This is a genomic window from Dickeya chrysanthemi NCPPB 402 (assembly GCF_000406105.1).
Classification (GTDB): Bacteria; Pseudomonadota; Gammaproteobacteria; order Enterobacterales; family Enterobacteriaceae; genus Dickeya; species Dickeya chrysanthemi.
In genome coordinates, this window is the sequence record NZ_CM001974.1 from 43157 (window position 1) to 69457 (window position 26301).

The window sequence follows — 26301 nt, forward strand, 5'->3', positions numbered from 1 at the left end:
GTGAGAATCCTCCTTCCTGATTTCGGGAAGGAGGATGCGTCAATTAGCGCGCTGAATTACTTCAGCACGTCCGGATTAACGCAGTTTTCTTTAACGTTGCCGCTCAGGGCGGCGATCAGGTTATCCACCGCGCAGGCCGCCATGTTGTAGCGGGTTTCATGGGTGGCCGAGCCGATGTGCGGCAGCGCGACCACATTGGGCAACTTCAGCAGCGGTGAGTCCACCGATAGCGGCTCTTTCTCGAACACATCCAGACCGGCGGCGTGCAGAGTACCCTCAGTCAATGCCTCGATCAGCGCCTGTTCATCCACCACCGGGCCGCGACCGATGTTGATCAGAATGGCGCTGGATTTCATCTTCGCCAGTTGCGCTTTACCGATCAGGTGATGGGTTTCCGGCGTCAGCGGCAGGGTAATGCACAGAAAATCCGACTCCGCCAGCAGGGTATCGAGATCGCAGTGGCAGGCGTTGAAACGGGTGTCCGCCGCCTCATGACGTCGACGAGCGTGGTAGATAACCGGCATGCCGAAGCCAAAGTGCGCCCGTTGCGCCACCGCCAGACCGATGCGCCCCATCCCCAGAATGCCGATGGTTTTGTGGTGAACATCAATGCCGAACCACTCTTCACCGATGTTGCGCGTCCACTCACCGGCTTTCACCCGTTCGGCGGATTCCATCGCCCGGCGGGCAGTCATCAACATCAGCGTCAACACGGTATCCGCCACCGTTTCGGTTAGTACCGTTGGGGTATGCATCAGCAACGCTTTCTTCTCGTTCAGCGCAGCAAGGTCAATGTTGTCGTAACCCACCGACACGGTAGACACCGCCCGTAGTTTTGGCAGGTGAGACAGATAGTCCCGGCTGACGGTATGCCCGGCCCCGATCAACCCTTCGGTACGCGCCAATACCGGATGGTCGGCAGGCGGCAGGCCATCAAACATCGAGACGGTAAAGTGCTGTTCCAGCTTGTTGCGTAAATCGTCAGGGATGCTTTTGTAGAGAATCACTTCAGGTTTCATCAGTTCACTCCGGCTGATTAAGACGACGGTTGTGTTTAAACGCAGGTGATTCCGTTAGCTTTGCATATCGCGGCCAGGCTGTTGCCGTGCCATTGCCCAGAAAGATTTAGAGGGTTAAACCATCAGATATTGTTCGTGATTTCCTAACGGGGCACACTGCCTGCTTCAGGCATGATGGGCGACATGGACGGAGACTGCAAGTCAGGCGGCGCGCCCTCTGATGGGCCAGAAGGTGCGCTCCTGCTAAAAACCCTGGTATTGACTGGAATCAACAGCACGACAAATCAAAGATGAGAGGCACTCACCCCGGCGGGGTAAGTGTTATGTTATAAAGTATCACTTTTTGATGATAATGCAACCATATCGGGTACGTTGAGGCTGGGGCGTTTTCCCGTAACCCAACGCGAGTTCAGGAGAGAACGGAGGCGAGCAACGCCTGATCCTGCCAGTGCATGATCAATAAGCGTGACTGGGTTTCGTGCTGGTAATTTTCCTGCACGGCAGTAAATCCCTGTTTGCGGTAAAAGGCGCAGGCGCGATGGTTCTGTTGGTATACCTCCAGGCTGAGCATCGGAAAGCGGTGCTGAATATGTTGCATCAGCGCCGCACCGACCCCCTGACCATACAGGCTGTGGTGCACAAACAACGCGCCGATAAAGCGTTGATCCATCACGCTGATAAAACCGCCGATGCCCTGACTGCTCTCATAAACCCAGGTTTGCGAGTGGGGAATGTAGTGGCCGCGCACCAGCTCCTCGCTTTCCTGCCAATAGCGCGGCGCGATAAACGGGTGTGCCAGCGTGGTGCTTTCCCGCCATAGCCGTACCAGCGGCTCCAGGTCTTGCGGCCGGTAAGGTCGAATCATGACGCCTCCGGATGACGGCAACAGTCGGTAGTATGGTCGTTTACCAGCCCGGCGGCCTGCATAAAGGCATAGCAGATAGTGGAACCGATGAAGGTAAACCCGCGTTTTTTCAGCGCCCTGGACATGGCGTCCGACACCGTTGTTTTGGCGGGCACGTCGGTCAGCGACGTTGGGTGATTGATCACCGGCTGATGGTTGACGAAGGACCAGATAAAAGCGGCAAAGTCTTCCCCTTGTTGTTGCATCGTCAGCCAGGCGCGGGCATTGCGGATGATGGCCTCAATTTTCCCACGATGGCGGATGATGCCGGGGTCCAGCACCAGCCGGTTCACATCGTCATCGGTCATGGCCGCCACCCGGTGCGGATCAAATCCGTGGAAACAATGGCGGTAGTGCTCGCGTTTTTTCAGCACGGTTATCCACGACAGCCCGGCTTGCTGGCCTTCCAGACAAAGCAGTTCAAACAGCGCACGGCTATCGGTGCAGGGGTTTCCCCACTCGTTGTCGTGATAATCCTGATACAGCGTATCCTGCGTGACCCAACCACAGCGCGTCATCCTCTTCTCCTTCCCCCGGTTGTTATTACAGACGTTGTTATTACAGACGCCGTTATTACAAACATTGTTATCCGCCGGCATTGTTGGTATTGATGATGGCCGGTTTCAGCGCATCACCCGCCACCCGCGTGGTGTGGCGATCATCAGCCTAAGTGCGGTGCGATGCAACCCCGGCCAGACAGGGCTGTATGTAACATGACACCGGAATCAAATTAAAAAAACGACGATGAGTATCAGTAGCAGGGGACGATAATGGGGATTGAGTGGATGCTGGCCTATCTGGCGCTGGGCGCCGTGGTGGGATTTATGGCCGGGTTACTGGGGATTGGCGGCGGCGGCATCATGGTGCCGGTGTTGACGGCGTTGTTTGCCGGGCAGGGCGTGGAAACGGCGCATCTGGTGCATCTGGCGCTGGGGACCTCCATGGCGGCGATTGTGATCACCGCCATCTCCAGCCTGCGCACCCACCATCAACATCAGGCGGTGCTGTGGCCGGTGGTATGGCGCATCACACCGGCGATTCTGGTAGGGACCTTCGCCGCTACCTGGCTGGCGGCGCTGTTGCCGACTCGCGCGCTGGCGATTTTCTTTTCCTGCTTTATGGCCTATGTCTCGCTGCAAATGGTGCTGAACATCAAGCCCAAACCCAACCGACAGTTGCCGGGTGTGCCGGGCATGTCGCTGGCCGGGCTGACTATCGGCGGTATTTCCGCACTGGTGGCGATTGGCGGCGGCTCGCTCACCGTGCCGTTTCTGACCTGGTGCAACGTACGTATTCAGCAGGCGATCGGCACGTCGGCGGCGGTCGGCTTGCCGATTGCCCTCTCCGGCGCGCTGGGCTACATGATCAACGGCTGGTCCGCTACCGGCCTGCCTGCGTTCAGCGTCGGTTATGTTTCGTTGCCGGCGGTGGCGTTGATCTCGGCGGTCAGCTTCTTCACCGCGCCGGTGGGCGCGCGGCTGGCGCATCGCTTGCCGGTCGCCACCTTGAAAAAAGCGTTTGCCGGATTGTTGTTGCTGTTGAGCCTGAAAATGCTGCATACCGTGTTTGCGGGGTGATCGCGACGCGGGAACCGGAAGGAAAACCCGGCTACAGAGTTATGCGGCTTAAGTTGTTGCCGCATTCTGGCTGTATATCTTGCACTCAGAGGGTATACTGGCGGCTTCATTGTAAAAACCACTTGTATCGCGTGCGAATCCAACATGCAAAAGTTTGATACCAAGACCTTTCAGGGCCTGATCCTGACGTTACAGGATTACTGGGCGCGTCAGGGCTGCACTATTGTCCAACCTCTGGACATGGAAGTCGGCGCCGGCACTTCTCACCCTATGACTTGCCTGCGTGCGCTTGGCCCGGAGCCGATCGCCGCCGCTTATGTGCAACCGTCCCGCCGTCCTACCGACGGCCGCTACGGTGAGAACCCGAACCGCCTGCAACACTACTACCAGTTTCAGGTAATCATTAAGCCGTCGCCGGACAACATTCAGGAACTGTACCTCGGTTCGCTAAAAGAACTGGGGATGGACCCGACCATCCACGATATTCGTTTCGTGGAAGATAACTGGGAAAACCCGACGCTGGGTGCCTGGGGACTGGGCTGGGAAGTGTGGCTGAACGGGATGGAAGTCACCCAGTTCACCTATTTCCAGCAGGTGGGCGGCCTGGAGTGCAAACCGGTGACCGGCGAGATAACCTACGGTCTGGAACGTCTGGCGATGTACATTCAGGGCGTGGACAGCGTTTACGACCTGGTGTGGAGCGACGGCCCGTTGGGTAAAACCACCTACGGCGACGTATTCCATCAGAACGAAGTGGAGCAATCGACCTATAACTTCGAGTACGCCGATGTGGATTTTCTGTTTACCTGCTTCGAGCAGTATGAAAAAGAGGCCCAGCAATTGCTGGCGCTGGAAAAACCGCTGCCGCTGCCTGCTTACGAGCGCATTCTGAAAGCCGCCCACAGCTTCAATCTGCTGGACGCGCGTAAAGCCATTTCCGTGACCGAACGTCAGCGCTACATCCTGCGGATCCGTACCCTGACCAAAGCGGTGGCGGAAGCCTACTATGCCTCCCGCGAGGCGCTGGGCTTCCCGATGTGCAATCGTAAACAGAGCTGAGAGGCAGCGATGACAGACAAGACATTTTTGGTGGAGATCGGCACCGAAGAGCTGCCGCCGAAAGCTTTGCGTACGCTGGCGGAATCTTTCGCCGCCAACTTTACCGCTGAACTGGATACCGCCGGGCTGGGTTATCAGTCGGTCAGCTGGTTTGCCGCGCCGCGTCGTCTGGCGCTGAAAGTCGCCGGTTTGAGTGCATCCCAGCCGGATAGGGAAGTGGAAAAACGTGGCCCGGCCATCGCGCAGGCGTTTGATGCTGAAGGTAAAGCGACCAAAGCGGCCGAAGGTTGGGCGCGTGGTTGCGGTATCACCGTCGAGCAGGCTGAGCGCCTGACTACCGACAAGGGCGAATGGCTGCTGTTCCGCGCGCAGGTGAAAGGTGAGGCGGCACAGACGCTGCTGCCGGGTATGGTCAGTACCGCGCTGGCAAAACTGCCGATCCCGAAACTGATGCGCTGGGGCGATAACGACACCCAGTTTGTGCGCCCGGTACACACCGTGACGCTGCTGCTGGGTGATGAACTGATCCCCGGCACCGTGCTGGGTATCGATTCCGGGCGTACCCTTCGCGGCCACCGCTTTATGGGCGAGCCGGAATTCACCATCGATAACGCCGACCAGTACCCGCAGATTCTGCTGGAACGCGGCAAGGTGCTCGCCGATTACGACGCGCGTAAAGCCAAAATCAAAGCCGACGCCGAAGAGGCGGCGCGCAAGATTGGCGGTAATGCCGATCTGAGCGACAGCCTGCTGGAAGAAGTCACTTCGCTGGTGGAATGGCCGGTGGTGCTGACGGCGAAATTTGAAGAGAAATTCCTGGCGGTGCCGGCAGAAGCGCTGGTGTATACCATGAAAGGCGACCAGAAATACTTCCCGGTTTACGACAATGCCGGCAAGCTGCTGCCGAATTTCATCTTCGTCGCCAACATTGAATCGAAAGACCCGCAGCAGATCATCGCCGGTAACGAGAAGGTGGTGCGCCCGCGTCTGGCCGACGCCGAATTCTTCTTCAATACCGACCGTAAAAAACGCCTGGAAGATCATCTGCCGCGTCTGGCAACCGTGCTGTTTCAGCAGCAACTGGGCACGCTGCGCGATAAGACCGATCGCATCGCGGCACTGACCGGTTGGGTAGCCGGGCAGATCGGTGCCGATGTGGAGCACGCCAAACGCGCGGGCCTGCTGTCTAAATGCGACCTGATGACCAACATGGTGTTTGAATTCACCGACACCCAGGGTGTGATGGGGATGCACTACGCTCGTCACGACGGCGAAGCCGAAGACGTGGCGGTGGCGCTGAACGAGCAGTATCAGCCGCGCTTTGCCGGCGATGAACTGCCGTCTTCCGCGGTAGCCTGTGCGCTGGCGATCGCCGACAAGATGGATACGCTGGCAGGGATTTTCGGCATCGGTCAGCACCCGAAAGGCGATAAAGACCCGTTCGCGTTGCGCCGTGCGGCGCTGGGCGTACTGCGCATCATCGTGGAAAAACGCCTGCCGCTGGACTTGCAAACCCTGACAGAAGAAGCGGTGCGTTTGTACGGCGACAAGCTGACTAACGCCAACGTGGTCGACGATGTCATCGAGTTCATGTTGGGCCGTTTCCGCGCCTGGTATCAGGAAGCAGGCCACAGCGTGGATACCATTCAGGCGGTGCTGGCGCGTCGTCCGACTCGCCCGGCGGATTTCGATGCCCGCGTGAAAGCGGTGAGCCACTTCCGTACACTGGAGCAAGCCGAAGCGCTGGCGGCAGCCAACAAGCGTGTTTCCAACATTCTGGCTAAGTCCACCGAAACGCTGAACGACAGCGTGCAGGCGGCGTTGCTGAAAGAGAAGGAAGAAATCCAACTGGCGACCTACGTTACCGCGCTGACCAGCAAGCTGGCGCCGTGGTTTGCCGAGGGCCGTTATCAGGAAGCGCTGGCGGAACTGGCACAGTTACGTGAGTCAGTCGATAACTTCTTCGATAAGGTGATGGTAAACGCCGATGACGCACAGGTGCGTATCAACCGCCTGACGCTGCTCAACGAACTGCGTAACCTGTTCCTGAAAGTCGCGGATATTTCAGTGTTGCAGTAAGTCAGCGCGTGGACATATGCCTGTAAACAGAGAGCCTCCAGATGGAGGTTCTTTTTTTTGTAAAGAGTACTTCGAGATTTATTAACATTGTGCTGTAGTGCATGACTAGCTCAGTTATTAGTGAATATTGATCTTCTTAAGAAACTTGTCTAACTACGACAATATTGTTAGATCTTATTATTATCTATAAAACCTATGAAGGATTATTTCTGGCGTTTTTGATTAGTATATAGGAGAATAATTTAGTTATCTTTAATAAATTACTTTGACATAAAAAGTAGTGATTTATCTGTAGTACATTCGGTAATGAAATTTAACCAAAGATTATAATTATAATGCTATTAATTTATTTTTTTACGGTCTTATTATCTAAGTAAATTTAGTGGTGATTGTCATAATTTATGGGAACAACGTAGACACGGTTTACTCCCTTTTGAAGGGGCTGAAATTGATATGGCTAGCCTATTGCAGGCGTTTAGTATATCGAGTGTAGACAGACCAGAAAAAGAGAGTTTATTCGCATTATATTGTGTGTGAGTTGACGTTTTATTTCATTGAAATAAAAAACATTTTATATTTTTTTAGTAGTAAACCATGAAATGTAAAGGGCCAATTACTACATACTATACCCCAAATAATTCGGGTTTCTGGCCTTGTAACGCTGCAAGAGAGAGAATCTCGATGAAAGTGATTCGGGTGAACGACAACTCTGCCGGGAGCAGAGTTGAACGCAGCGTGCTGCGGCCCTGAAAGGCTGAGGCCCAGGGATAGGCCGAGTAATACAACCAACACACCTGCAACTTGAAGTATGACGGGGATATTATGGTTAATTAATCTTGTTTTATGGTGTATGTCACTTGGTTAGTTCGGATGTGGTCAAAAGGATGTAAGCTAATTATTTTTTAATAAAAATAATTCTATTGTGAATTAATTATTAATTAATCTTTTATAACTATTGATGATAATGGCTGATATGGGGGGTAACTTGAAAGTATTTCCATTAAAGAAAGTGGGTATGATATTGGCACTCGCTACGTTCACAACTAGTTGTGCGAATGTTCATGAAACCGGACAAAATTATGGTACGGCTATTGGCTGTATTAGTGGTGCTGTTTTAGGTGGAGGTATTACTTACCTGGCGACTGGCGATGCCAAAAAAGCAGCGGTAGGAGGGTTGCTAGGCGGGGCTGCCGGATGTGCTGTGGGTAATATTTGGCAAAATCGTGAGAGGAGCTTGGCGAAGATCGCTGCGGAAGAGCATCTTGCTATTAAGACGAATATATTAAAAGCGAAGGAAAAGAGTAATGCAGAAACTGTCGGTTTAGTTGCTCAGGTTACAGAGGGTGGTATGTTTGATTCTGACAGTGATCAACTTTCTGCTGATGGGTTACGGCAAGTCAGAAAGATCGCCGAAGCGATGAAAAATAGCGATAGTAACGAAGTTATTCTTATCGTCGGGCATACCGATGCAAGTGGCAATGCACAATTAAACCAGAGCTTGTCGGAAAGGCGAGCCCGCAATGTTGGGCAGGTGTTACAACAGTCAGGACTCAGCGCACGAAAAATCTACTTTCAAGGTGCGGGTTCTTCTCGCCCGATCGCTGAGAACAATACCGAAAGCGGACGATCATTGAACCGTCGGGTTGAGATTGTGAGTTTAGCGAATGAGATTTTGCTCAAACAGCGTATTGAGCAAGAAGGCAGCAACCTTGCTTATCTGCGTTATGGCACAGCATCGTTAGTTGACGCGACAAAGGTTGTTTCTAATGTTGATCATCATAATGCGGTAGCCAAGCCCACTGAGAAACGAGCTGTTTCGACGGGAGTACCCGCAGTAGTCAAATCAGAAAAGAGGTCAGTAGATACTTCTCAGGAAAATGGTACATCGGGTACGGAGGGGGAAGTAATCCGTAGCACTTTTGTTGATTTCGGTGGTCAGCCTTTTAATAGCGCTTCTTCATCTTCTCTGGCATCCAGTCTTAAGCCTCGTAGTTCTGGCTTTTCTTTGATATCTGAAGCTAGCGCCAGTAATACATTGAAAAGCTGTGTTGTAGATAGTGCCCGTATTACCGGTCAGGTAAAGAATCTTGAAAGTGGGGCGTCGGTAGAACCCCATAAAACGACAGAGTATTTTGTTGGTATGAATGGTAGAGCCTGGGCTGGTCTGGTTAATAACCATCTAGTTACTTTATCCCCGGTTAAAGTGCTCAAAGATGGTGCTATCGTCGTTGAAAATCCACATGTATATATTACACGAGATTATGAATCCAAGGAAAACCGTAAAGCCGATCAGCCGATGAAAGCAGTTGCTAATGCCTGGGAAGGTGAAGATAGCATTCTGTATCGTATTTATTTGCAAAACGGTAACCAGCAATCTGTTTCTTGTATTGATTTGTTGATTCCTAAGAATTCCTCGAAAGTACAGCAGGGTCAGTTATTTTATAATAATCACAGTAAAATTTATATGTCGGATTATAACCCGGCACGTACCTGATTTAGAGGCTAAATTATGGAATTATTACAAAGAATTACAAAAATTCTCTCTGAATATTATCATCTCTTTACGGTAATTATAGGGGCAATGGCTCTGGTCATCATAGTTATAAGATGGTGGGAGGCAGTTAGCTATTTTTTCCTAAACTTTATGAGCAGCTTACCTATCATGGGTTATATCGCCAGGTTCTCACGTAGTTATGAGCCACGGCGTAAAGGTGCTGGAGGTGTTGAGTGGTATCCTGCAGAAGAGGCTATTTGTGCAAAGTATTGGCAATATTATAGAAGCTCAACGCTTGATGCCGACTTTTATCTCCGCTGTGTTAACTATTTGAACAAAGTCGATGAGAGAGGAAGAAAACCAACCAGTATGTTATTATGGTTTGGTAGTATTATTCTTGTCTTGCTTGAGGCTTTTATTTTTGCTTTAGTTTTAGCTCCATTCATTGCCTATAATATTACTCCGGAACAAGCAGAGATTTCTGCTACTGTTGTTTCTGTTCTTATTGGTGTTATTCTTGTTCCTGCTACCCATTTAATGGGCTCAGAGCTACATAAAAACACGTTGTTAAAGAAAATACGCTATTGGTATTTGGAAGCAAGACTAAAAAATGGAGCTGTAGATCTCAGTAAGAATCACGAAATATCATTAGAGAATACCAGGCTAGATGATGATGAGCCAAATTATATTCAAATGCTAAATCGTGTGACGCACAATGTTCATGTTAAGCCTCAATATTGGTCAACAATAATTGCGTTGTTCCTAATCGCTTTTTTTGCTTTTGGTGCTTATTTTGTCAGATCTGCGACTCTTGATAAGTTGCAAACAGAAGAGATTAATAATCCATATTATTCACAATCATTGAATGGAAGTGTAGATAGTCCTTTTGATATTCCTAAGGGAGCAAAAGATGATAATGATAAAGCAAATAGAAAAGCACTGGATGAAATAGGTAAATATCAGGTTTTTGCATCTAAGCTTGCATTTGTAATTTTATCTGTCATTTTTGTTGGTGTACAAATTATTGGTATTATGATTGGTCTTCACCGTTCTTTTGCTGGTATTGAGTCGAGATCAGCAGCTCAATATATCGGTAATTTTAGTAGTTCAGAGGAGTTCGCTGCATGGCACGCCATGAGACGTGAACGTGTTGAAAGGGATGCACAAGAGAAACTCACCGCACTCCAGAATAAAATTGCGATGCGACATAGTATTGCTGGTAGTGAAGAAAAAAGTGCTCTACCGACTTTTGATGAATATATCAAGATGAAAGTGAAGACAAAAATATTGAGTACGGATTTTGACAAGGAAGGTCTATATAAAAACCAGTATAAAACTATTACCCCTCAATCAGTATCTGAAAAGAGTAATACTCCTGAGCCAGAAAAATTGGAAAAATCGTTAGAAGGAACTTCTGATAATGTGGATGATGAACGGCAGCGAATTCTTGCACTCGGTGATCTTACATCTCTCTCTCCTGAAGAGTTGGAATTGATAGCTGAAGATCAGAGTTTGTCATTAGAAGCATTACAGAAGCGTCAACGTGTTCAACTGGCTTTAAAGAAAGCACGTGATGGAGAAGGTGTATGAAAACACTATTTCTACTATTTTTTTTGAGTATTGCATTTACTGTATCAGCAGGTGAACGTAACGATATTTCTAGTTGCTATAGTGCTGTCAAACTTGAATCGTCTAGGCCAGATTACAGTGGACGAGAGTTAGTTATTATTATTGATCAAACAGTAAAAGTTCCTCTGGACTTAAAGAAGTCACTATGGCAGCAGGTCATTCGGTATGTGCAAGCAGGGGATCATATTGTCTTATATCAGTTCTCTGCTCTTCTTCAAGATAATTATATGAAGCGTATCTTTGATGGGAAATTAGAGGTTCCATTAAATGATAAAAATATTCGAAATCATATTGGGATGGAAAGTCTTAAATCCTTAGATAGATGTTTAGTCCAGCAAAAGCAATTCTTTGAAAAAGCGATTGGTAATAAAATGGCGGAAAGTTTTGCGGAAAAAGGCAATAATATTGCCAAGAGTGAAATTTTAGACAGCCTTAAGCGTATTAGTGAGGATCTAAGATCTGAATCTGCAACTACAAGAGTTATTCTTTTAATTTCGGATATGCTTGAAAATAGTGAATTTAGTAGTTTTTATAGCAACAATAGTATCCGGTTGTTAGATCCAGAAAAAGAGATGGTTCGTGTGAAAAAGCAACAACTGATAGCTGATTTTTCAGGAGCTAGTATTTATATATCTGGTGCAGGGTTGATTGATACAGATTCTCCTGGGGTGTATAGATCGGGAAAGATAATTCAGAAATTAGAAGGGTTCTGGCGACAATATTTTGATGTGTCTCAGGCGAAACTAGTGAGTTTTGGTGTACCAGAGCTTACTGTAAATCTAAAATAATTTAAAGCCGACAATAAGAAGTTTATCGATGAATGTAATCCTTATTGTCGGTAGCATTTATAGTGTTTGCTATAGTTAAGTTATATACCCGTCATACTTCAAGTTGCAGGTGCGTTGGCTGCGTTCGTTCACCCGAATCACTTACCTGAGTAAGCTCATCGGGATGAAATGAGAGACATCCTGTCTCTCACCAGAGGCCAGCCGTTGGCTGGTCAAATTCGTTCCCGACGAATTTGTCACTCTCTTGCCGCCTTCCTGCAACTCGAATTATTTTGGGTATAACTCTATTCTTTTTATCCGTCTGGTTGATAGGGCAATATTGTTGCGCATCCAGGAACTATCTAAAATTATTTTTTAGGTTTATATTGGTTCATGGATTACGGGTGCTGTTTGATATTTCCTGAATGACTTTTTCTACCCACGTGCAAAGTGTGTATTGCTGATAGATATTTTCCGGTACAGGCTGGTAAGGCGTATGGATAAATTCAGATTGAATATATACATCCTGATCCAGGATACATATATTCTGTGGGTTATAAAAATCGTAATCAATAATATGGGGATTGGTGGTAATTAATTTACGCTGATAGGCCATCGATTCATATGCACGAAATGATAACCCCGTCTGCTGGCCTTGCAGGATATCCAGAATTGCTCTGGAGTTATTAATTTCATGGGCCAGTTCAGCACCCAGCAGTAATTTTTCTGATGTTTTTATTCTGTTATCTTTTATATACTTCGGTTTTCCTGATTCCCCGACATAAAAAATAATATTTGATTTGATATCAGGGTTTTTATCAAGAAAATGGATGACTTGTCGGTATCTCTCCTGCGTGAAACTCATAATAGAGAAAATATCGTACTCGCACGCCTGATAAGGTATGGTACTTTTCCAGGTGGGATCAAGGTAATTAGTGATTTTGGCAAAGTGAAATTGTTCGCAGTCTTCACTGTCAAAACTGAGTACATGATCGAACTCACTGAGGTGCAAGCCGTTGCCCGGTGCTTTTTTTAGTCCATCCCACAATGTGGCGACAAGCTTTTTTCCATGCCTACGTAATATTTCCAGATGCTGTTTATTGAACAGCTTGGGTTCCGTCATAATAATCGCATCAAATGGTTCTCTGCCGATAAAGAAATTGTGCAGACCCAATTTTATTTGATTATCAAGCACCAGCCGTTTGTAATTTTTTCCGGTTATGGTTTTATAAATCTTTGCGACGATGCGGTGACGTGAATCAAAATAGCGAAATGTTGACAGATCGCAATGATCAATATGAATCACATCGTGACCCTGCCGTTTCATCTCCGTCACGATAGGTGTAGCCAAATTAGCCCAATCCGGGCAAATAAATAATAACCGCATTATGCGTTAACCTCGGGATCATTTTTATTATTCGTTCTGATGCGGTTGGCGTAGCCCACATCCTGCTATACCCGTCATATTCCATGTTACAAATGTGTTGGCTTTCTTACTCGGCTCATGCCGATTTGTCGCTCACCCCAGTCACTGACTTGCTGGAGATTCGCTGCATTGTTCAACACGCAACTCGAATTATTTAGGGTATATACCCTTCATACTTCAAGTTGCAGGTGTGTTGGCGGCGTTCGTTCACCCGAATCACTTACCTGAGTAAGCTCATCGGGATTCACTCACTTGCCGCCTTCCTGCAACTCGAATTATTTAGGGTATAAGATTAATACTAAATTCTAAACTTCGTGGGAATATAGCACTAAATGTCACGACGGATCTACCGGCCTTATTGACTGCCGCCGCTTTTCCCTGATATGGCTTCCCGCAAAACATTGCCCTGCCTGAATCCCGTCATGAACATCGTTACCGTTATTGCGCATAAAAATACCCGGCTGGCATGGGCCGGCCGGGTAAACGACAAAATAACGATATCAGGCGTCAGCCGGTTCGATCACCATCAGTAACTGCCCGGCCTGCACCTGCTGCCCCGCCTGACGGTACAGCTTGTGGATAATGCCGGCGACCGGTGCCGTAATCGGGATCTCCATTTTCATCGACTCCAGAATGCCGACGATTTGCCCGGCGGCGACGTTGTCGCCAGGGGTGGCCAGCCACTGCCATACGCTGCCTGCCACCTGGCTTTCCACGCCGTAACCGTTAGCAGGGATCACCTCATCGTCGGGAGTGATTTCCTGCAGGCTGCTGTCGAAGGTGAACTGGCCGTCGGCGCGCCAGCGTGCCAGCTCTTCGTCGAATGCCTGCTGGCGTTGCTGCTGAAACGCATCGATCGCCGGTTGCTGTTCCGCCAGACTCCGCTGGTAATCGGCGAGGCGAAACTCCCCGTCTTCAATCCGTAACGGATAATCTCCCCACGGAAAGCGTTCACGAATTGTCAGCAGTTCCTGTGCGCTGACCGGATAAAAGCGAATCTGATCGAAGAAGCGCAGCAACCAGGGCTGACGAAAAGCGTCGGTTTGTCGATCGCGGTTCCACATCTGTAACGTGCGGCCAACGAACTGATAGCCGCCGGGGCCTTCCATGCCGTATACACACAGATACGCGCCGCCGATGCCGACCGAGTTTTCCGCCGTCCAGGTACGGGCCGGGTTGTACTTGGTGGTGACCAGACGGTGACGCGGGTCGAGCGGGGTGGCGACCGGGGCGCCGAGGTAGACGTCGCCCAACCCCATCACCAGGTAGCGGGCGTCGAATACGATGTCTTTGACCTGCTCTACCGAATCCAGCCCGTTGATGCGGCGGATGAATTCGATGTTGCTGGGGCACCAGGGGGCGCCGGGCCTGACCGATTGGGTATAGCGGGTGATGGCTTCGCGGCAGGCATCATCGTCCCAACTGAGCGGTAGCCAGACAGTGCGGGAGGGCACGGCGGCGTGCTGCAAGTCGCCGAGTGCGTCGTCTGCTTGTTGCAGGTGCGCCAGCAGCGCGCGGCGCGGGCAGTGCAGGCTATCGAAATGGATTTGCAGCGAGCGGATACCCGGCGTCAGCTCCTGCACGCCCGGCAATGGATGCTGTTCCAGCCACTGCATCAGCGCGTGCACGCGAAAACGCAGGGCGATATCCAGCCGGTGCTCGCCGTATTCGACTAACAGGAAGCGGTCGCCGGCGGCGAGGCAGGTCATTGAAGGGCGCTCGTCCTGCGCGGGTCGGTGGTGCAGCACCGGCGACGGGCAATCGGGGGTGAGCTCAGCTTCTGCGACTGGACGACCGGCGGCGATGGCAGATTCCGCCGCGCGCGCCAGTTCGTCCGCTTGTTCCGGCGTCACCGGAATAAAACGGATGCTGTCGCCTGCTTTGAGCTGGCCGAGTTTCCACAAATCGGCGTGGATCACTGTAGCCGGGCAGACGAAGCCGCCCAGCGACGGGCCGTCCGGCCCCAGAATAACCGGCATATCGCCGGTAAAGTCTACCGTGCCGAAGGCGTAGGCGTTGTCGTGGATATTGGACGGGTGCATACCGGCTTCACCGCCGTCGGTTCGTGCCCACTGGGGTTTGGGGCCAATCAGCCGAATACCGGTGCGGCTGGAGTTGTAATGCACCTGCCAGTCCGCGGCGAAGAAGGTGTCGATGTCTTGCGGGGTAAAATAGTCCGGTGCGCCGTGCGGACCATAAATCACCCGTAACGCCCAGTGTGCGCTCCAGTCGGGCGCTGGCAGGGCGACGTCTGTGGCTGGCAGCGCCGGGGCGGCCAGATGCAGTACGTCGCCGGCGCGTAACGCCCGCCCGGCATGGCCGCCGAACTTGCCGAGCGTGAAAGTGCTGCGGCTGCCCAGATAAGCCGGGCAGGCCAGACCGCCCGCCAGCAACAGGTAGCTGCGGCAACCGGCACCCTGAACATCACCGAGTGTGAGCGTTTGACCGGTACGGGCATAGTGAATTCGCCCGCCATTGAGCGGGACGTTATCCAGCCGGATGTCGATGATGGCGCCGGTCACCACGAATGCACACTCGTGGTTGAAACGCAGCGTCGGCCCACGCAGGGTAATCTCCAGTCCGGCGGCATCCGGCGCGTTGCCCAGCAACTGGTTGCCGAGCCGGAAGGAGCGGGTGTCGAACGGGCCGGAAGGCGGCACGCCGACGTGCCAGTAACCGGTGCGGCCGGGGGCATCCTGCACGGTGGTGAGCGTGCCGCCGCCAAGGACATCCAGCGTCGCCGGTTGCCAGACCACGTCGCCCAGCGTCGCGGTGATGATTTCTCCGCGTCTGACCACAGGCAGGGTCAGCAGGTGGCGTAGCCAGTCAAGATTGGTTTCGATGCCGTACAACGATGTGGCGTCCAGCGCTTGCGCCATACCGTCGAGGGCGGCGTCGCGGCTGTCGCCGTGCACGATAATTTTTGCCAGCATTGGGTCATAGAACGGCGACACTTCGCTGCCGCTGTCCAGCCAGTGGTCGATGCGCAGGGTCAGGCCGGGCAGCGCGTCTGGAAAAGCGACGTGACTCAGCAAGCCGGCGCACGGCTGGAACTGTTTGGCCGGGTCTTCAGCGTATAACCGTACCTGAATGGCGTGACCGCGAGGGGTGGCGGCAAGCGTATCGAGTGGCGGCAGGCAGCCCGCGCCCAGATCCACCATCCATTGCACGATATCGACGCCGTACACCAGTTCGGTGACGCCGTGCTCGACCTGCAAACGGGTGTTGACCTCGAGAAACCAGAACTGCTTGCTGCTCTCGTCGTACACATACTCTACCGTGCCTGCGCTGCGGTAGTTGACCGCCCGACATAACCGGATGGCGGTAGCCTGCAGTTCGGCGCGTACGCCGTCACTCAGGTGGGGAGCCGGCGTTTCCTCAATCACTTTCTGGTTGCGACGCTGGGCGGAGCAGTCGCGCTCGCCAAGGGCTATCACGTTGCCCTGGCCGTCGCCGAATACCTGCACTTCGATGTGACGGGCCTGAGCGATGAATTTTTCCAGAAATACGCCGTCATCGGCAAAATTGTTGCCTGCCAGTCGCTTCACGCGGGTAAACGCATCGATTAACTGGTCTTCGTCATTGCAGCGCTGCATGCCGATGCCGCCGCCGCCCGCGGTGCTCTTTAACATCACCGGATAACCGATGCGCTGTGCCTGTTCGCAGGCACCGTCCAGCGAGGTGAGCAGGCCGCTGCCGGGCAGCAACGGCACGTCGTTGTGTTGTGCCAGCGCCCGCGCCTGATGCTTGAGGCCGAACGCGGTCATCTGCGCCACGGTCGGGCCGAGAAATATCAGACCAACCTGTTCACAGCGGGTAACAAAACCGGCGTTTTCGCTCAAAAAGCCGTAGCCGGGGTGAATAGCCTGCGCACCGCATTGAGCGGCGATGTGCAGTAATTTGTCCTGATTCAGGTAGGTATCGCGCACCGGGCCATCGCCCAGCGGCCAGGCTTCATCCGCCTGACGCACGTGTTGTGAATGACGGTCCGCTTCGGCGTAAACCGCGATGGCTTTCACGCCCATTTTTTTCAGGGTGCGGATGATACGCACCGCAATAGCGCCACGGTTGGCAATCAATACACGCTCAAACATGACCGAGTCTCTTACGGGCAGGTCGTCCTGCGCTGTTCTGGACGCGTGTTGCGGGTCGTCCCGCGCGTCGCTGTTCCCGATGTGTGCTTTTCGCCTTATTTACCAGACGGCGATATCGATCGGTGTGGGGTTGTAGCCGTTGCAGGGGTTATTCAGTTGCGGACAATTGGAGATCAGCACCAGTACGTTCATTTTTGCGACCATCTCCACGTATTTCCCCGGTGCGGAGATACCGTCGGCAAAGGTCAGCCCGCCGTCCGGGGTGACCGGTACGTTCATAAAGAAATTGATGTTGTGGGTGATGTCGCGTTTAGTCAGACGGTATTCCGGGTGTTGCGCCACCGCCAGCATCCAGCTGTCGCGGCAGGCGTGCATGTGGCGTTTTTCCAGGTCGTAACGCACCGTGTTGCTCTCGGTGGCGCAGGCGCCGCCAAGCGTATCGTGACGGCCGCAGGTGTCCGCCACGATTTCCAGCATCGGGCGGTCCTCATTGGAGCGCAGCACGCTGCCGGTGGTGAGAAACACGTTGTGTTGACCGCGCAGGGTGTCGCTCATGCTGTAGCGTTCGGCGGTATCGTCGGCATTGTAGAACAGGGTATCGGCGGCCTGATTGCCTTCGAGGTCGGTGATGCGCAGCGTTTGACCGGCTTCGAGACGGTGAAGCCAGTAGTCGCCGGCCTGAACGGTGGCGCGGTAAACCGCCGTGGCGGGGTCGCGTTGACTGGTCTTTATCATGTTCAGACTCCTTGTGGTTGTTCAGCCAGATAGTAAAGCGTGTTGTTGCGTAGCCCGCGCCGGTTTTCCGGGCGTGCCAGGCAGATATCCGGCAGCGGCGCAGGCTGATGATCCAGCGTCAGGCACACCGGGTGACGCGGATAGTCGGCGGCGGTACTGAGCGGGTGCGGACAGGTGTGCAGAATCACCAGCGTATCCATGGCGAAACGCAGCGTGACGCCGGCGCCGGGCTTGCCTTGTTGCTCAAGCCGCAGGTTACCGTCGTCATCGCTGCCGACATGGGCGAAAAAGTTGACGCACGCCGCCATGTCGCGCTTGCCGAGACCGTATTTCGCCAGTTCCACCAGAAAGCTGTCGTAACCGTTTTGATGGCGGTCGTTACGGGCCTGCTGGTAGTTCAGCTCGCCGAACTGACGCGCTACCTGCTGGGCATTAGCGGTGCCGCACACGGTGTCATGCCAGCCGAAACCGTCGGTTTCGATGCCGCAGAAAATGCGCCCCATATCCGAATACAGGCAGTGCCCGGCGGTCAGACGAAACGTGTGCTGGCATTTGAGCGTATCCGGTGCGTTATAGCGCTCCAGCGGATTTTCCGGGTTGTAGAACAGCATACCGACGTTGGCGCCGCCTTCGATGTCGGTCAGGTGTAGCGCAGTGCCGCGGCGCATGACCAGCGACCAGTGCGACCCGGCAGGCAGTTCAGTCTGATAATGATCATTCATGGTGTGATTCCTTCTGGTCAGGCGACATATCGCCGCCTATCAATCAGTTCTCCCACCGAGGCCCGCACGCCGGCAGGCGCACGATCCAGCGGAAGGTCATAGGTGATGCTGGCGCCAAACGCGTCCGGCGCTTGTGGGTCCTGACGGAGTTTGTCGAACACCCACAGACGTGACCCGAGTGAAAACCCCTCTTTAAGATCGTGGGTGATCATGAAGATGGTCAGGCGGTTTTCTTGCCATAACTGGCTGATTAACTGGTGCATTTCGGCACGGATGCCGGGGTCCAGCGCGCCGAACGGTTCATCCAGCAGCAGAATGCGCGGGCGTTTTATCAACGCCTGTGCCAGCGCCAGCCGCTGTTGCATACCGCCGGATAACTGATGCGGGTACTTCTGGGCGGATTGCTCAAGCCCAACCTGGCGCAGCATCGTCATCGCCTGGTCGCGAAGCGCCCGGCGGCGTGTACCCCATACCCGACCAAACCAGCGCGCTTCGGCGAACTCCGCGCCAATCATCACGTTTTCCACCACCCGCAGATGAGGGAAAACCGAATAGCGCTGGAACACCACGCCGCGGTGTTCATCCGGCTCTTGCGGCATCGGTGCGCCGTCGAGTAGCAATTGGCCGCTGCTGGGGCTTTCGGTACCGAGCAGCATCTTGAGAAAGGTGGTTTTGCCGCAGCCGGAGGCACCGACAATAGAGACGAACTCGCCCTCTTCAACGGATATGTTGAGCCGTTCCAGCACCACCTGACCGTCGTACTCTTTTCTGAGATTTTTTAGCGTTAATAACGACATAGATTCTCCAGCGTTCTGGTCGACGGTTTATTTCGCGTAATACCAGGGCCAGCCGCGACGGCTGACGACCCGCAGCAGCACGTCGAGCAGGAACGCCAGCGCGGTTATCCAGGCGACGTAGGGCAGAATGACGTCCATCGCCAGGTAGCGGCGCATCAGGAAGATGCGGTAACCCAGCCCCTCGGTGGCGGCGATGGCTTCGGCGGCGATCAGAAACAGCCAGGCGGAGCTGAGCGACAGGCGTACGGCGTCCAGCAAGCGCGGCATCAGTTGTGGCAGGATCACCCGCCACAAGATCTGGCCGCTGTGGCCGCCGAGGGTTTGCGCTTTCACCAGTTGTTCCTGCGGCAGGCTCTGGATGTAGAGTTGCAGGTCGCGCACGATAAACGGGGTAATTCCCACCATGATCAGCACCACCTTGGAGACCTCGCCCAGCCCGAACACGATAAACAGGATCGGTAGCACCGCTAGCGGCGGGATCAGTGCAAACAGGGTGATCAGCGGCGACAGGGTGGCCCGCACCGCCGGCAGTGCGCCGCACAGCAGGCCGAATACCAGCGCCAGCACGGCGCTTAAGCCAACGCCGGTCAACAGCCGCAGCAGGCTGGCGGCGGTATCTACCCACAACAGGTATTCGCCGGTGCGCTCGTTGGGTTCAAACGCCATGCGATGCATGGCCTGCGCCATCGCGCCCAGCCCCGGCAACAGCTTGTCGGCGGCATTCACCGCCAGCCGGGCGTCGGACGCCATCAGGTAGACGAGCAACAGCGCCAGTAGCGGCAGAAACCCCATCATCCCGCGCGTCAGCGGCAACGGCTGGTAGTTGATCAATTTGCGCATCCGGCGTTCTCCCGTATTACAGCTTGTTGTCGACAGCCAGTTTCAGGAATTCGTCGCTGAAACGCAGTTTGACGTTGCCGGTGTTGCCCCACACGCCCGCCGGCGTGGCGACACCCACGATGTCGGCACCCAGCGCGCCCTCGCCCAATAAGCCGTGACGGAAGGAAAACTCCGCTACAGACTGCATGGTGGTTTTCAACTGGGCGTTTTGGACGAATTCCAGCGTCTGTTTCGGGGTTGCGAACAGGTGGGTGGCGGCCAGTTGTTCGTCAAATCCGGCCAGATCGGTACCGGCGGCTTGCCCCATGAAGGTGCGGGCCTGACGGGCGCCGTCGCTGTCGCCAGACATGACTTGCAGGGTTTCATACCAGGCGCCGGTCAGCGCCTTACCCAGCTCAGGGTGTTTTTTCAGCGTGGCGGTGTTGACCACCAGCAAATCGAGGATCTCGCCGGGAATTTGTGCGGAAGAAAACGCCAGTTGGCTGCCCGGCTGTTTCTTCGCTTCTGCCAGCAGCGGGTTCCAGGTGACGATGGCCTGAACATCAGGTGTGCCGAACGCCGCGACCAGATCGGCATCGGCGGTATTCACCACCTTGATGTTCTTTTCGCTCATGCCGTTCTTTTCCAGCGCCCGCGCCAGCAGGTAATGCGAAACCGACAACTGCACCAAGTTAATCGGCTTACCCTTGAGCGCGTTCAGGTTATTGGTGCCTTTGATCAGAATACCGTCGTTGCCGTTTGAGTAGTCGCCGACGATAAGCGCGGTGCTGTCTACGCCGCCGACGGCTGGGATGGTCAGGGCGTCCATGTTGGTCATGGCGCAGCCGTCAAAACCGCCGGAGGTGTATTGGTTAACCGATTCGATGTAATCATTGACCTGTACAAACTGGATATCGATGCCGTATTTGTCGGCCCATTTTTTGATAATGCCGTGCTGCTGGGCGTAATCCCAAGGCATCCAGCCGGCGTAGATAGACCAGCAGAGTTTAAAGGCGGGTTTGTCGGCGGCCTGCACGCCAAGGCTGCACAACGCCAGCGCGCAAACAAGCAGTAATCGTAGAATCGTTTTCATGGTGAATTTCCTCTGACGTTGGGCGCAATCATTAAAGAAAGAAAAAGCAGGAGGGCGGCGAGCATGTATCTCGCTGTATCCTCCCGGGCTTTTTTCCCGCCGTGTAACCGCCAGAGGGCGGTCGGTGACTCTCGGACCTGCGCAGTGAAGCCGGAACCCTAGTCACCCATTTCCAAATTGTCTGGCGACACCGGTTGCCCGCTATCGCTCCTGCTGCCAGCGATATAAAGCAAAATACTTGCCAGCTTGCGTGGCAGGATAAGAACTCTGGGGGAGATTTGTTTTATTTTGATTTATCTTTCAATTGATTAAAAAATTCGTCATGAAGCAAGACGGCAGGTTAACGGGCGGAGGGATTGCTCTCGGTGCTCAGTGTGCATTGCCGGGGTGCACTATTTATGTGCAAGATGCTTTATGTGCAAGATGGCGTGTTATGTGCAAGCAAGATAGTGTGTTATGTGCGAGATAGTGTGCAACTGTGCGCGCATGGCTAGAACAGAACAGAGGATTCTGCAGGTGGTACGGCACCGATCCGGCGTAGAATAGTGATTCTTGATGAATGAGCAGGCTGTCGGGTGAAAAAAACAGGCGTCGCCTGTGCCATGCGGCACGGGTTCGGTTACGCTTATGGCGACATGACTCGTCGGGTGATGGCTCGTTGGTGATGAAAGAAGGCCGCCGAGTCAGGGTAGTGAAAATAAACAGGAGTAGTAATGATGTTGGCGGATTACCGTTCGCGCTGGCTGCTGCCAGTGGTTATGTTGGTTATGGCATTGCAACTGTCGGCTTGCGGCGACAAAGATAAGGACGCACGTCAGGCGTTCATCACTTTCCTGCAGGGGGTTTCACAACAGGAAGGGCGTCAGTTGCCTGCGTTGACTGAACAGCAGAAACAGAGCTTCGGGCGATTTACCCAGGATTATGCGGTGATGACCGGTTTCAACCAGCAACTGGATCAGGCGCTGGCGGCCAGTCTGACGCCGGTGCTGGATGTGGTATCCCGCATTCGCGTACCGCAGGATTACATGACGCAGCGCGATAACCTGCGTCAGGCGCTTGGCGGCCTCAACATGCTGAGCCCGCAGGTGCAGAACGCGAAAACCCAGGCAGACAACGCCCGCAAGGCGCTGAAGCAGTCGGAAGAGTTGCAGACGGTGTATGACAAGGTCTACAACCGCGCCGTTTCTTTGCCGGCCAATGCGATGGTGACGGTAGTGCCGGCCAGTACCTCATTTGCGCAGAGCGTTGTGCAGGTGGGTGATTATCTGCAGGCTCAAGGCAATCAGGCGGTATTTGGCAACAACGGCGTGCAGTTCCACACCCAGCAGCAGGTGGACCAGTACAACAGTTTGATGACGGATATTGCTAATCAGCAGCAAAAACTGTTTACCACTCTCAAATCTCAGAATTTCCTGCCTCGCTAATACCGCTTGTTACTGCTTGCGATATGGGCCGGTTTTCGTGTGAAGACCGGCCGGTTCGCAAATATATTGTGATTTAAATCACATATACAGCATAAATCCAATTCAATAAAGTGTGATATTTATCACCTTTTGTCGTTGGTGGATTGTTTTTTTCTGAGCGACAACCCCTCTTTATTATTTTTTTGTGAATCATGTCACTTATTTGTGGCTGACTTGTGGGTTATTTATGTGATTTTGATCACGTTTTTTCCTCGGGTTGCGGTCTGGAAATCACGTGCTAGAGTCCGCTGTGATAACGGGTTTTTGGGGCCACGCTATTGGGGTTTTTCGCCGTCACGGGATGTCGCTTCACGACGCGCCATAAAACAGTCATAGCGGCACGCGACCTCATGACGCCGACGGAAGTCATCACGCTGTCTAACAATCAATAATTATCGCGCGAACGCTTTCCGCCGCGCGCTTCAAAGGGGTGTATCGCTATGCTCTCACCAGATACCAAGGTCAAGGTGCAGAATTTTGGCCGCTTCCTGAGCAATATGGTGATGCCGAATATCGGCGCCTTTATTGCCTGGGGGATTATCACAGCACTGTTTATTCCTACCGGATGGATCCCTAACGCGACGCTGGCCAAGCTGGTCGGCCCGATGATCACCTATCTGTTGCCGTTGCTGATTGGTTTTACCGGCGGCCGTCTGGTCGGGGGTGAGCGTGGCGGCGTGGTCGGCGCGATTACTACTATGGGTGTCGTCGTCGGTACCGATATTCCGATGTTCCTCGGCGCCATGATTGCCGGTCCGTTGGGTGGCTGGGCGATCAAGCGCTTTGATGCGGCGGTGGACGGCAAAATCAAAAGCGGCTTTGAGATGCTGGTCAACAACTTCTCCGCCGGTATCATCGGCATGTTGCTGGCTATCCTGTCGTTTCTGGCGATCGGCCCATTAGTTGAAGCGCTGTCGCGTATTCTGGCTGCCGGCGTGCACCTGATGGTGCAGAACAACCTGCTGCCGCTGGCGTCGATTTTCGTTGAACCGGCGAAGATCCTGTTCCTGAATAACGCCATTAACCACGGTATCTTCTCGCCGCTGGGCATCCAGCAGGCGACGGAAGCCGGGAAATCGATCTTCTTCCTGATCGAGGCCAACCCCGGTCCGGGCATGGGCGTGCTGATGGCGTACATGCTGTTCGGGCGTGGCAACGCTAAACAGTCTGCGCCGGGCGCGGCCATCATCCACTTTCTCGGCGGGATCCATGAAATCTACTTCCCGTATGTACTGATGAACCCGCGTCTGATCATCGCCGTTATTCTCGGCGGTATGACCGGTGTGTTCACACTGGGCCTGTTGAATGGCGGTCTGGTATCGCCGGCGTCGCCGGGTTCCATCCTGGCGGTATTGGCGATGACGCCGAAAGGCGCGTATTTCGCTAATATCACGGCTATTGCCGCTGCTTTTGCGGTCTCCTTTGTGGTGTCGGCCATCCTGTTGAAAAGCAGCAAAGTGAAGGATGATGATGAACTGGAGCAGGCGACTCGCCGCATGCAGGAGATGAAATCCGCCTCCAAAGGTCAGGCGGTCGGCGGCGTAAGCGGCGATCTGGGGACCGTGCGTAAAATCATCGTTGCTTGCGATGCGGGTATGGGGTCCAGCGCGATGGGCGCCGGGGTACTGCGTAAAAAAGTGCAGGATGCAGGCTTGCAGGCTATTTCAGTGACCAACTGCGCCATCAATAATTTGCCGGACGATGTGGATCTGGTGATTACGCACCGCGACCTGACGGAACGTGCTATGCGTCATGCACCGCAGGCACAGCATATTTCGCTGACCAACTTCCTCGATAGCCATCTGTACAACGATTTGGTGGCCCGCTTGCAGGCCGCGCAGTCCGGCAGCGTTAAACCGGCTCAGGCGGCCCCAGCCGTTGAACCGGCCGCCGCGCCGCAGGCGCTGTTCCAACTGACGGAAACAAACGTCTTCCTGAACTTGCAGGCGGCGGATAAAGAACAGGCTATCCGCTTTGCCGGCGAACAACTGGTAAAAGGCGGGTATGTTGAGCCGGCGTATGTCGATGCGATGCTGGAGCGTGAGAAACTGACGTCTACCTATTTGGGTGAGTCGATCGCCGTGCCGCACGGGACGATTGAAGCCAAGGACCGCGTACTGAAAACCGGCGTGGTGTTCTGCCAGTACCCGCAAGGGGTGCGCTTCGGCGACGATGAGGATGACGTGGCCCGCCTGGTCATCGGTATCGCGGCTCGCAACAACGAACATGTGCAGGTTATCACCAACCTCACCAGTGCGCTGGATGATGAGTCAGTCATAGAACGGCTGGCTCAAACGGAGAATGTGCAGGATGTCCTTGACCTGCTCTCCGGCAAATCTCCTGCCTGACAGATAAAAAAGTGCCGCCTTCGGGCGGCGCTTTCTTTCACGGATTGTTAAATCTCAGCAGTAAGGTTATGCATGATGAAAGCATTACATTTTGGGGCCGGCAATATCGGCCGTGGGTTTATCGGCAAGCTGCTGGCGGATGCCGGCATTGCCCTGACGTTTGCCGATGTGAATCAGCCGTTGCTGGATGCCATCAATCAGCGTGGCAGCTATCCGGTGCGGATTGTCGGCGAACAGCAGCGTGTGGAAACGGTTAATCAGGTTAATGCGGTACACAGCGGCAGCCCGCAGGCGGTTGAACTGATTGCCGAGGTTGACCTGGTGACGACGGCGGTGGGGCCGCAGATACTGGCGAAGATCGCCGGGGCGATTGCTCAGGGGCTGGTGAAGCGTCAGGAAAGCGGTAATACCTCGCCGCTGAATATCATTGCCTGCGAGAACATGGTGCGAGGCACCAGCCAGCTCAAACAGCATGTGCTGGCGCAACTGCCGGAGAATACGCAGGCGTGGGTCGCGCAGCATGTCGGTTTCGTGGATTCGGCGGTAGACCGTATTGTGCCGCCGGCCGAAGCGGGCGAATCCGACCCGCTGGCGGTGACGGTGGAAACCTTCAGCGAATGGATCGTGGATAAAACCCAGTTTACCGGCGAGCCGCCGGCGATCGCCGGTATGGAGCTGACCGATAACCTGATGGCTTTCGTTGAACGCAAGCTGTTCACCCTTAACACCGGCCATGCGATTACCGCCTATCTCGGCCAGCGTGCCGGGCACGGCACCATCCGCGATGCGATTCTGGACCCGGCGGTCCGCCAGGTCGTGCAGGGTGCGATGGAAGAGAGCGGTGGCGTACTGATTCGTCGCTATGGTTTTGATGCCGATAAGCATCAGGCTTATATCTGCAAAATTCTTACCCGTTTTGAAAACCCGTGGCTGCACGACGAGGTGGAACGCGTCGGCCGTCAGCCGTTGCGTAAGCTCAGCGCCGGCGATCGGCTGATCAAACCACTGCTGGGTACGCTGGAATACGGCCTGCCGCACGATAATCTGATCCAGGGGATTGCCGCGGCGATGCACTACCGTAGCGAGCAGGATCCGCAGGCGCAGGAACTGGCGGCGTTAATTGCTTCCGCGGGGCCGCAGGCTGCACTGGCGCAGATTTCAGGTCTGGACGCTGATAGCGAGGTTGTCGGAAAAGCGGTGAGTGTGTATAACGCCATGCAATAATCGGCGCGTCTCGGCACAGGTCAGGCTGTGTCCCTGCTTTTCAATCGATTGC

The 26301-nt window shown here is 53.8% G+C and carries 20 protein-coding genes and 1 riboswitch; of the genes, 10 read left to right on the top strand and 10 right to left on the bottom strand.

Features of this window, described 5'->3' with window-relative positions; all coding sequences use genetic code 11:
• Positions 1-56: 56 nt before the first annotated feature.
• The 3 genes from ghrB to DCH402_RS00360 form a co-directional block, all read right to left on the bottom strand.
• Positions 57-1019: a glyoxylate/hydroxypyruvate reductase GhrB gene (gene ghrB / locus DCH402_RS00350; protein WP_039998911.1), complete on the bottom strand. Its 963-nt coding sequence runs from the start codon at positions 1017-1019 to the stop codon at positions 57-59.
• 409 nt (positions 1020-1428) lie between these two features.
• Positions 1429-1884, bottom strand: coding sequence for an N-acetyltransferase (locus tag DCH402_RS00355; RefSeq protein WP_039998912.1), 456 nt, complete (start codon positions 1882-1884; stop codon positions 1429-1431).
• Complete coding sequence (locus DCH402_RS00360) at positions 1881-2441, bottom strand: DNA-3-methyladenine glycosylase I (RefSeq protein ID WP_039998913.1); 561 nt, start codon at positions 2439-2441, stop codon at positions 1881-1883. Before DCH402_RS00360 ends, DCH402_RS00355 begins: the two co-directional genes overlap by 4 nt.
• Here DCH402_RS00360 and DCH402_RS22090 point away from each other — a divergent pair.
• From DCH402_RS22090 to DCH402_RS00390, 7 genes are all read left to right on the top strand, one after another.
• Positions 2419-2640, top strand: a complete 222-nt coding sequence (locus DCH402_RS22090; RefSeq protein ID WP_152486885.1) for a hypothetical protein — start codon at positions 2419-2421, stop codon at positions 2638-2640. The genes DCH402_RS00360 and DCH402_RS22090 overlap by 23 nt on opposite strands.
• 53 nt (positions 2641-2693) lie before the next feature.
• Positions 2694-3500 (top strand): sulfite exporter TauE/SafE family protein, encoded by an 807-nt coding sequence (locus DCH402_RS00365; RefSeq protein ID WP_039998914.1) that lies wholly within the window; start codon positions 2694-2696, stop codon positions 3498-3500.
• A gap of 144 nt (positions 3501-3644) precedes the next feature.
• A complete protein-coding gene (gene glyQ / locus DCH402_RS00370; protein WP_012767825.1) occupies positions 3645-4559 on the top strand; it encodes a glycine--tRNA ligase subunit alpha in 915 nt (304 codons plus the stop codon).
• A gap of 9 nt (positions 4560-4568) precedes the next feature.
• Positions 4569-6638, top strand: coding sequence for a glycine--tRNA ligase subunit beta (glyS, locus tag DCH402_RS00375; protein WP_039998917.1), 2070 nt, complete (start codon positions 4569-4571; stop codon positions 6636-6638).
• 964 nt (positions 6639-7602) lie between these two features.
• Positions 7603-9132 carry an OmpA family protein gene (locus DCH402_RS00380; protein ID WP_233276306.1) on the top strand — a complete coding sequence of 510 codons (1530 nt, stop codon included), beginning with the start codon at positions 7603-7605 and terminating at the stop codon, positions 9130-9132.
• A 15-nt stretch (positions 9133-9147) separates the two neighbouring features.
• Positions 9148-10722 (top strand): hypothetical protein, encoded by a 1575-nt coding sequence (locus DCH402_RS00385; RefSeq protein WP_039998918.1) that lies wholly within the window; start codon positions 9148-9150, stop codon positions 10720-10722.
• Positions 10719-11549, top strand: a complete 831-nt coding sequence (locus tag DCH402_RS00390; protein WP_039998920.1) for a hypothetical protein — start codon at positions 10719-10721, stop codon at positions 11547-11549. Before DCH402_RS00385 ends, DCH402_RS00390 begins: the two co-directional genes overlap by 4 nt.
• Positions 11550-11919: 370 nt before the next feature.
• On the opposite strand, the gene DCH402_RS00395 is transcribed toward DCH402_RS00390, so the two are convergent.
• The 7 genes from DCH402_RS00395 to DCH402_RS00425 all read right to left on the bottom strand — a co-directional run bounded on the left by DCH402_RS00395 (position 11920) and on the right by DCH402_RS00425 (position 21214).
• On the bottom strand, positions 11920-12915 hold the full coding sequence (locus DCH402_RS00395) for a hypothetical protein (RefSeq protein ID WP_039998922.1): 996 nt from the start codon (positions 12913-12915) through the stop codon (positions 11920-11922).
• Positions 12916-13454: 539 nt separating this feature from the next.
• On the bottom strand, positions 13455-17048 hold the full coding sequence (uca, locus tag DCH402_RS00400; RefSeq protein WP_039998923.1) for an urea carboxylase: 3594 nt from the start codon (positions 17046-17048) through the stop codon (positions 13455-13457).
• A 99-nt stretch (positions 17049-17147) separates the two neighbouring features.
• Positions 17148-17783 carry an urea amidolyase associated protein UAAP2 gene (locus DCH402_RS00405; RefSeq protein ID WP_039998924.1) on the bottom strand — a complete coding sequence of 212 codons (636 nt, stop codon included), beginning with the start codon at positions 17781-17783 and terminating at the stop codon, positions 17148-17150.
• A gap of 2 nt (positions 17784-17785) precedes the next feature.
• Positions 17786-18505 (bottom strand): urea amidolyase associated protein UAAP1, encoded by a 720-nt coding sequence (locus DCH402_RS00410; protein ID WP_039998926.1) that lies wholly within the window; start codon positions 18503-18505, stop codon positions 17786-17788.
• Positions 18506-18522: 17 nt separating this feature from the next.
• On the bottom strand, positions 18523-19302 hold the full coding sequence (locus tag DCH402_RS00415; protein ID WP_039998927.1) for an ABC transporter ATP-binding protein: 780 nt from the start codon (positions 19300-19302) through the stop codon (positions 18523-18525).
• Between the two features lie 27 nt (positions 19303-19329).
• Entirely contained in the window at positions 19330-20142 is an 813-nt protein-coding gene (locus DCH402_RS00420) for an ABC transporter permease (protein ID WP_039998929.1), read from the bottom strand.
• Between the two features lie 16 nt (positions 20143-20158).
• Positions 20159-21214, bottom strand: coding sequence for a putative urea ABC transporter substrate-binding protein (locus DCH402_RS00425; RefSeq protein WP_039998931.1), 1056 nt, complete (start codon positions 21212-21214; stop codon positions 20159-20161).
• A 78-nt stretch (positions 21215-21292) separates the two neighbouring features.
• Positions 21293-21387, bottom strand: a riboswitch (guanidine-I (ykkC/yxkD leader).
• Between the two features lie 540 nt (positions 21388-21927).
• Between DCH402_RS00425 and DCH402_RS00430 the strand changes: the two genes are divergently transcribed.
• The 3 genes from DCH402_RS00430 (at position 21928) to DCH402_RS00440 (ending at position 26249) form a co-directional block, all read left to right on the top strand.
• Positions 21928-22638 carry a DUF3053 domain-containing protein gene (locus DCH402_RS00430; RefSeq protein ID WP_039998932.1) on the top strand — a complete coding sequence of 237 codons (711 nt, stop codon included), beginning with the start codon at positions 21928-21930 and terminating at the stop codon, positions 22636-22638.
• A gap of 479 nt (positions 22639-23117) precedes the next feature.
• Positions 23118-25025, top strand: coding sequence for a PTS mannitol transporter subunit IICBA (locus tag DCH402_RS00435; protein ID WP_039998934.1), 1908 nt, complete (start codon positions 23118-23120; stop codon positions 25023-25025).
• Between the two features lie 75 nt (positions 25026-25100).
• A complete protein-coding gene (locus DCH402_RS00440) occupies positions 25101-26249 on the top strand; it encodes a mannitol-1-phosphate 5-dehydrogenase (RefSeq protein ID WP_039998936.1) in 1149 nt (382 codons plus the stop codon).
• Positions 26250-26301: the final 52 nt, after the last annotated feature.

Bases quoted from the DNA above. Each gene is read 5' to 3' on its own strand.
- ghrB (WP_039998911.1), bottom strand. From the start codon at position 1,019: ATGAAACCTGAAGTGATTCTCTACAAAAGCATCCCTGACGATTTACGC.
- DCH402_RS00355 (WP_039998912.1), bottom strand. From the start codon at position 1,884: ATGATTCGACCTTACCGGCCGCAAGACCTGGAGCCGCTGGTACGGCTA.
- DCH402_RS00360 (WP_039998913.1), bottom strand. From the start codon at position 2,441: ATGACGCGCTGTGGTTGGGTCACGCAGGATACGCTGTATCAGGATTAT.
- DCH402_RS00365 (WP_039998914.1), top strand. From the start codon at position 2,694: ATGGGGATTGAGTGGATGCTGGCCTATCTGGCGCTGGGCGCCGTGGTG.
- glyQ (WP_012767825.1), top strand. From the start codon at position 3,645: ATGCAAAAGTTTGATACCAAGACCTTTCAGGGCCTGATCCTGACGTTA.
- glyS (WP_039998917.1), top strand. From the start codon at position 4,569: ATGACAGACAAGACATTTTTGGTGGAGATCGGCACCGAAGAGCTGCCG.
- DCH402_RS00380 (WP_233276306.1), top strand. From the start codon at position 7,603: ATGGCTGATATGGGGGGTAACTTGAAAGTATTTCCATTAAAGAAAGTG.
- DCH402_RS00385 (WP_039998918.1), top strand. From the start codon at position 9,148: ATGGAATTATTACAAAGAATTACAAAAATTCTCTCTGAATATTATCAT.
- DCH402_RS00390 (WP_039998920.1), top strand. From the start codon at position 10,719: ATGAAAACACTATTTCTACTATTTTTTTTGAGTATTGCATTTACTGTA.
- DCH402_RS00395 (WP_039998922.1), bottom strand. From the start codon at position 12,915: ATGCGGTTATTATTTATTTGCCCGGATTGGGCTAATTTGGCTACACCT.
- uca (WP_039998923.1), bottom strand. From the start codon at position 17,048: ATGTTTGAGCGTGTATTGATTGCCAACCGTGGCGCTATTGCGGTGCGT.
- DCH402_RS00405 (WP_039998924.1), bottom strand. From the start codon at position 17,783: ATGATAAAGACCAGTCAACGCGACCCCGCCACGGCGGTTTACCGCGCC.
- DCH402_RS00410 (WP_039998926.1), bottom strand. From the start codon at position 18,505: ATGAATGATCATTATCAGACTGAACTGCCTGCCGGGTCGCACTGGTCG.
- DCH402_RS00415 (WP_039998927.1), bottom strand. From the start codon at position 19,302: ATGTCGTTATTAACGCTAAAAAATCTCAGAAAAGAGTACGACGGTCAG.
- DCH402_RS00420 (WP_039998929.1), bottom strand. From the start codon at position 20,142: ATGCGCAAATTGATCAACTACCAGCCGTTGCCGCTGACGCGCGGGATG.
- DCH402_RS00425 (WP_039998931.1), bottom strand. From the start codon at position 21,214: ATGAAAACGATTCTACGATTACTGCTTGTTTGCGCGCTGGCGTTGTGC.
- DCH402_RS00430 (WP_039998932.1), top strand. From the start codon at position 21,928: ATGATGTTGGCGGATTACCGTTCGCGCTGGCTGCTGCCAGTGGTTATG.
- DCH402_RS00435 (WP_039998934.1), top strand. From the start codon at position 23,118: ATGCTCTCACCAGATACCAAGGTCAAGGTGCAGAATTTTGGCCGCTTC.
- DCH402_RS00440 (WP_039998936.1), top strand. From the start codon at position 25,101: ATGAAAGCATTACATTTTGGGGCCGGCAATATCGGCCGTGGGTTTATC.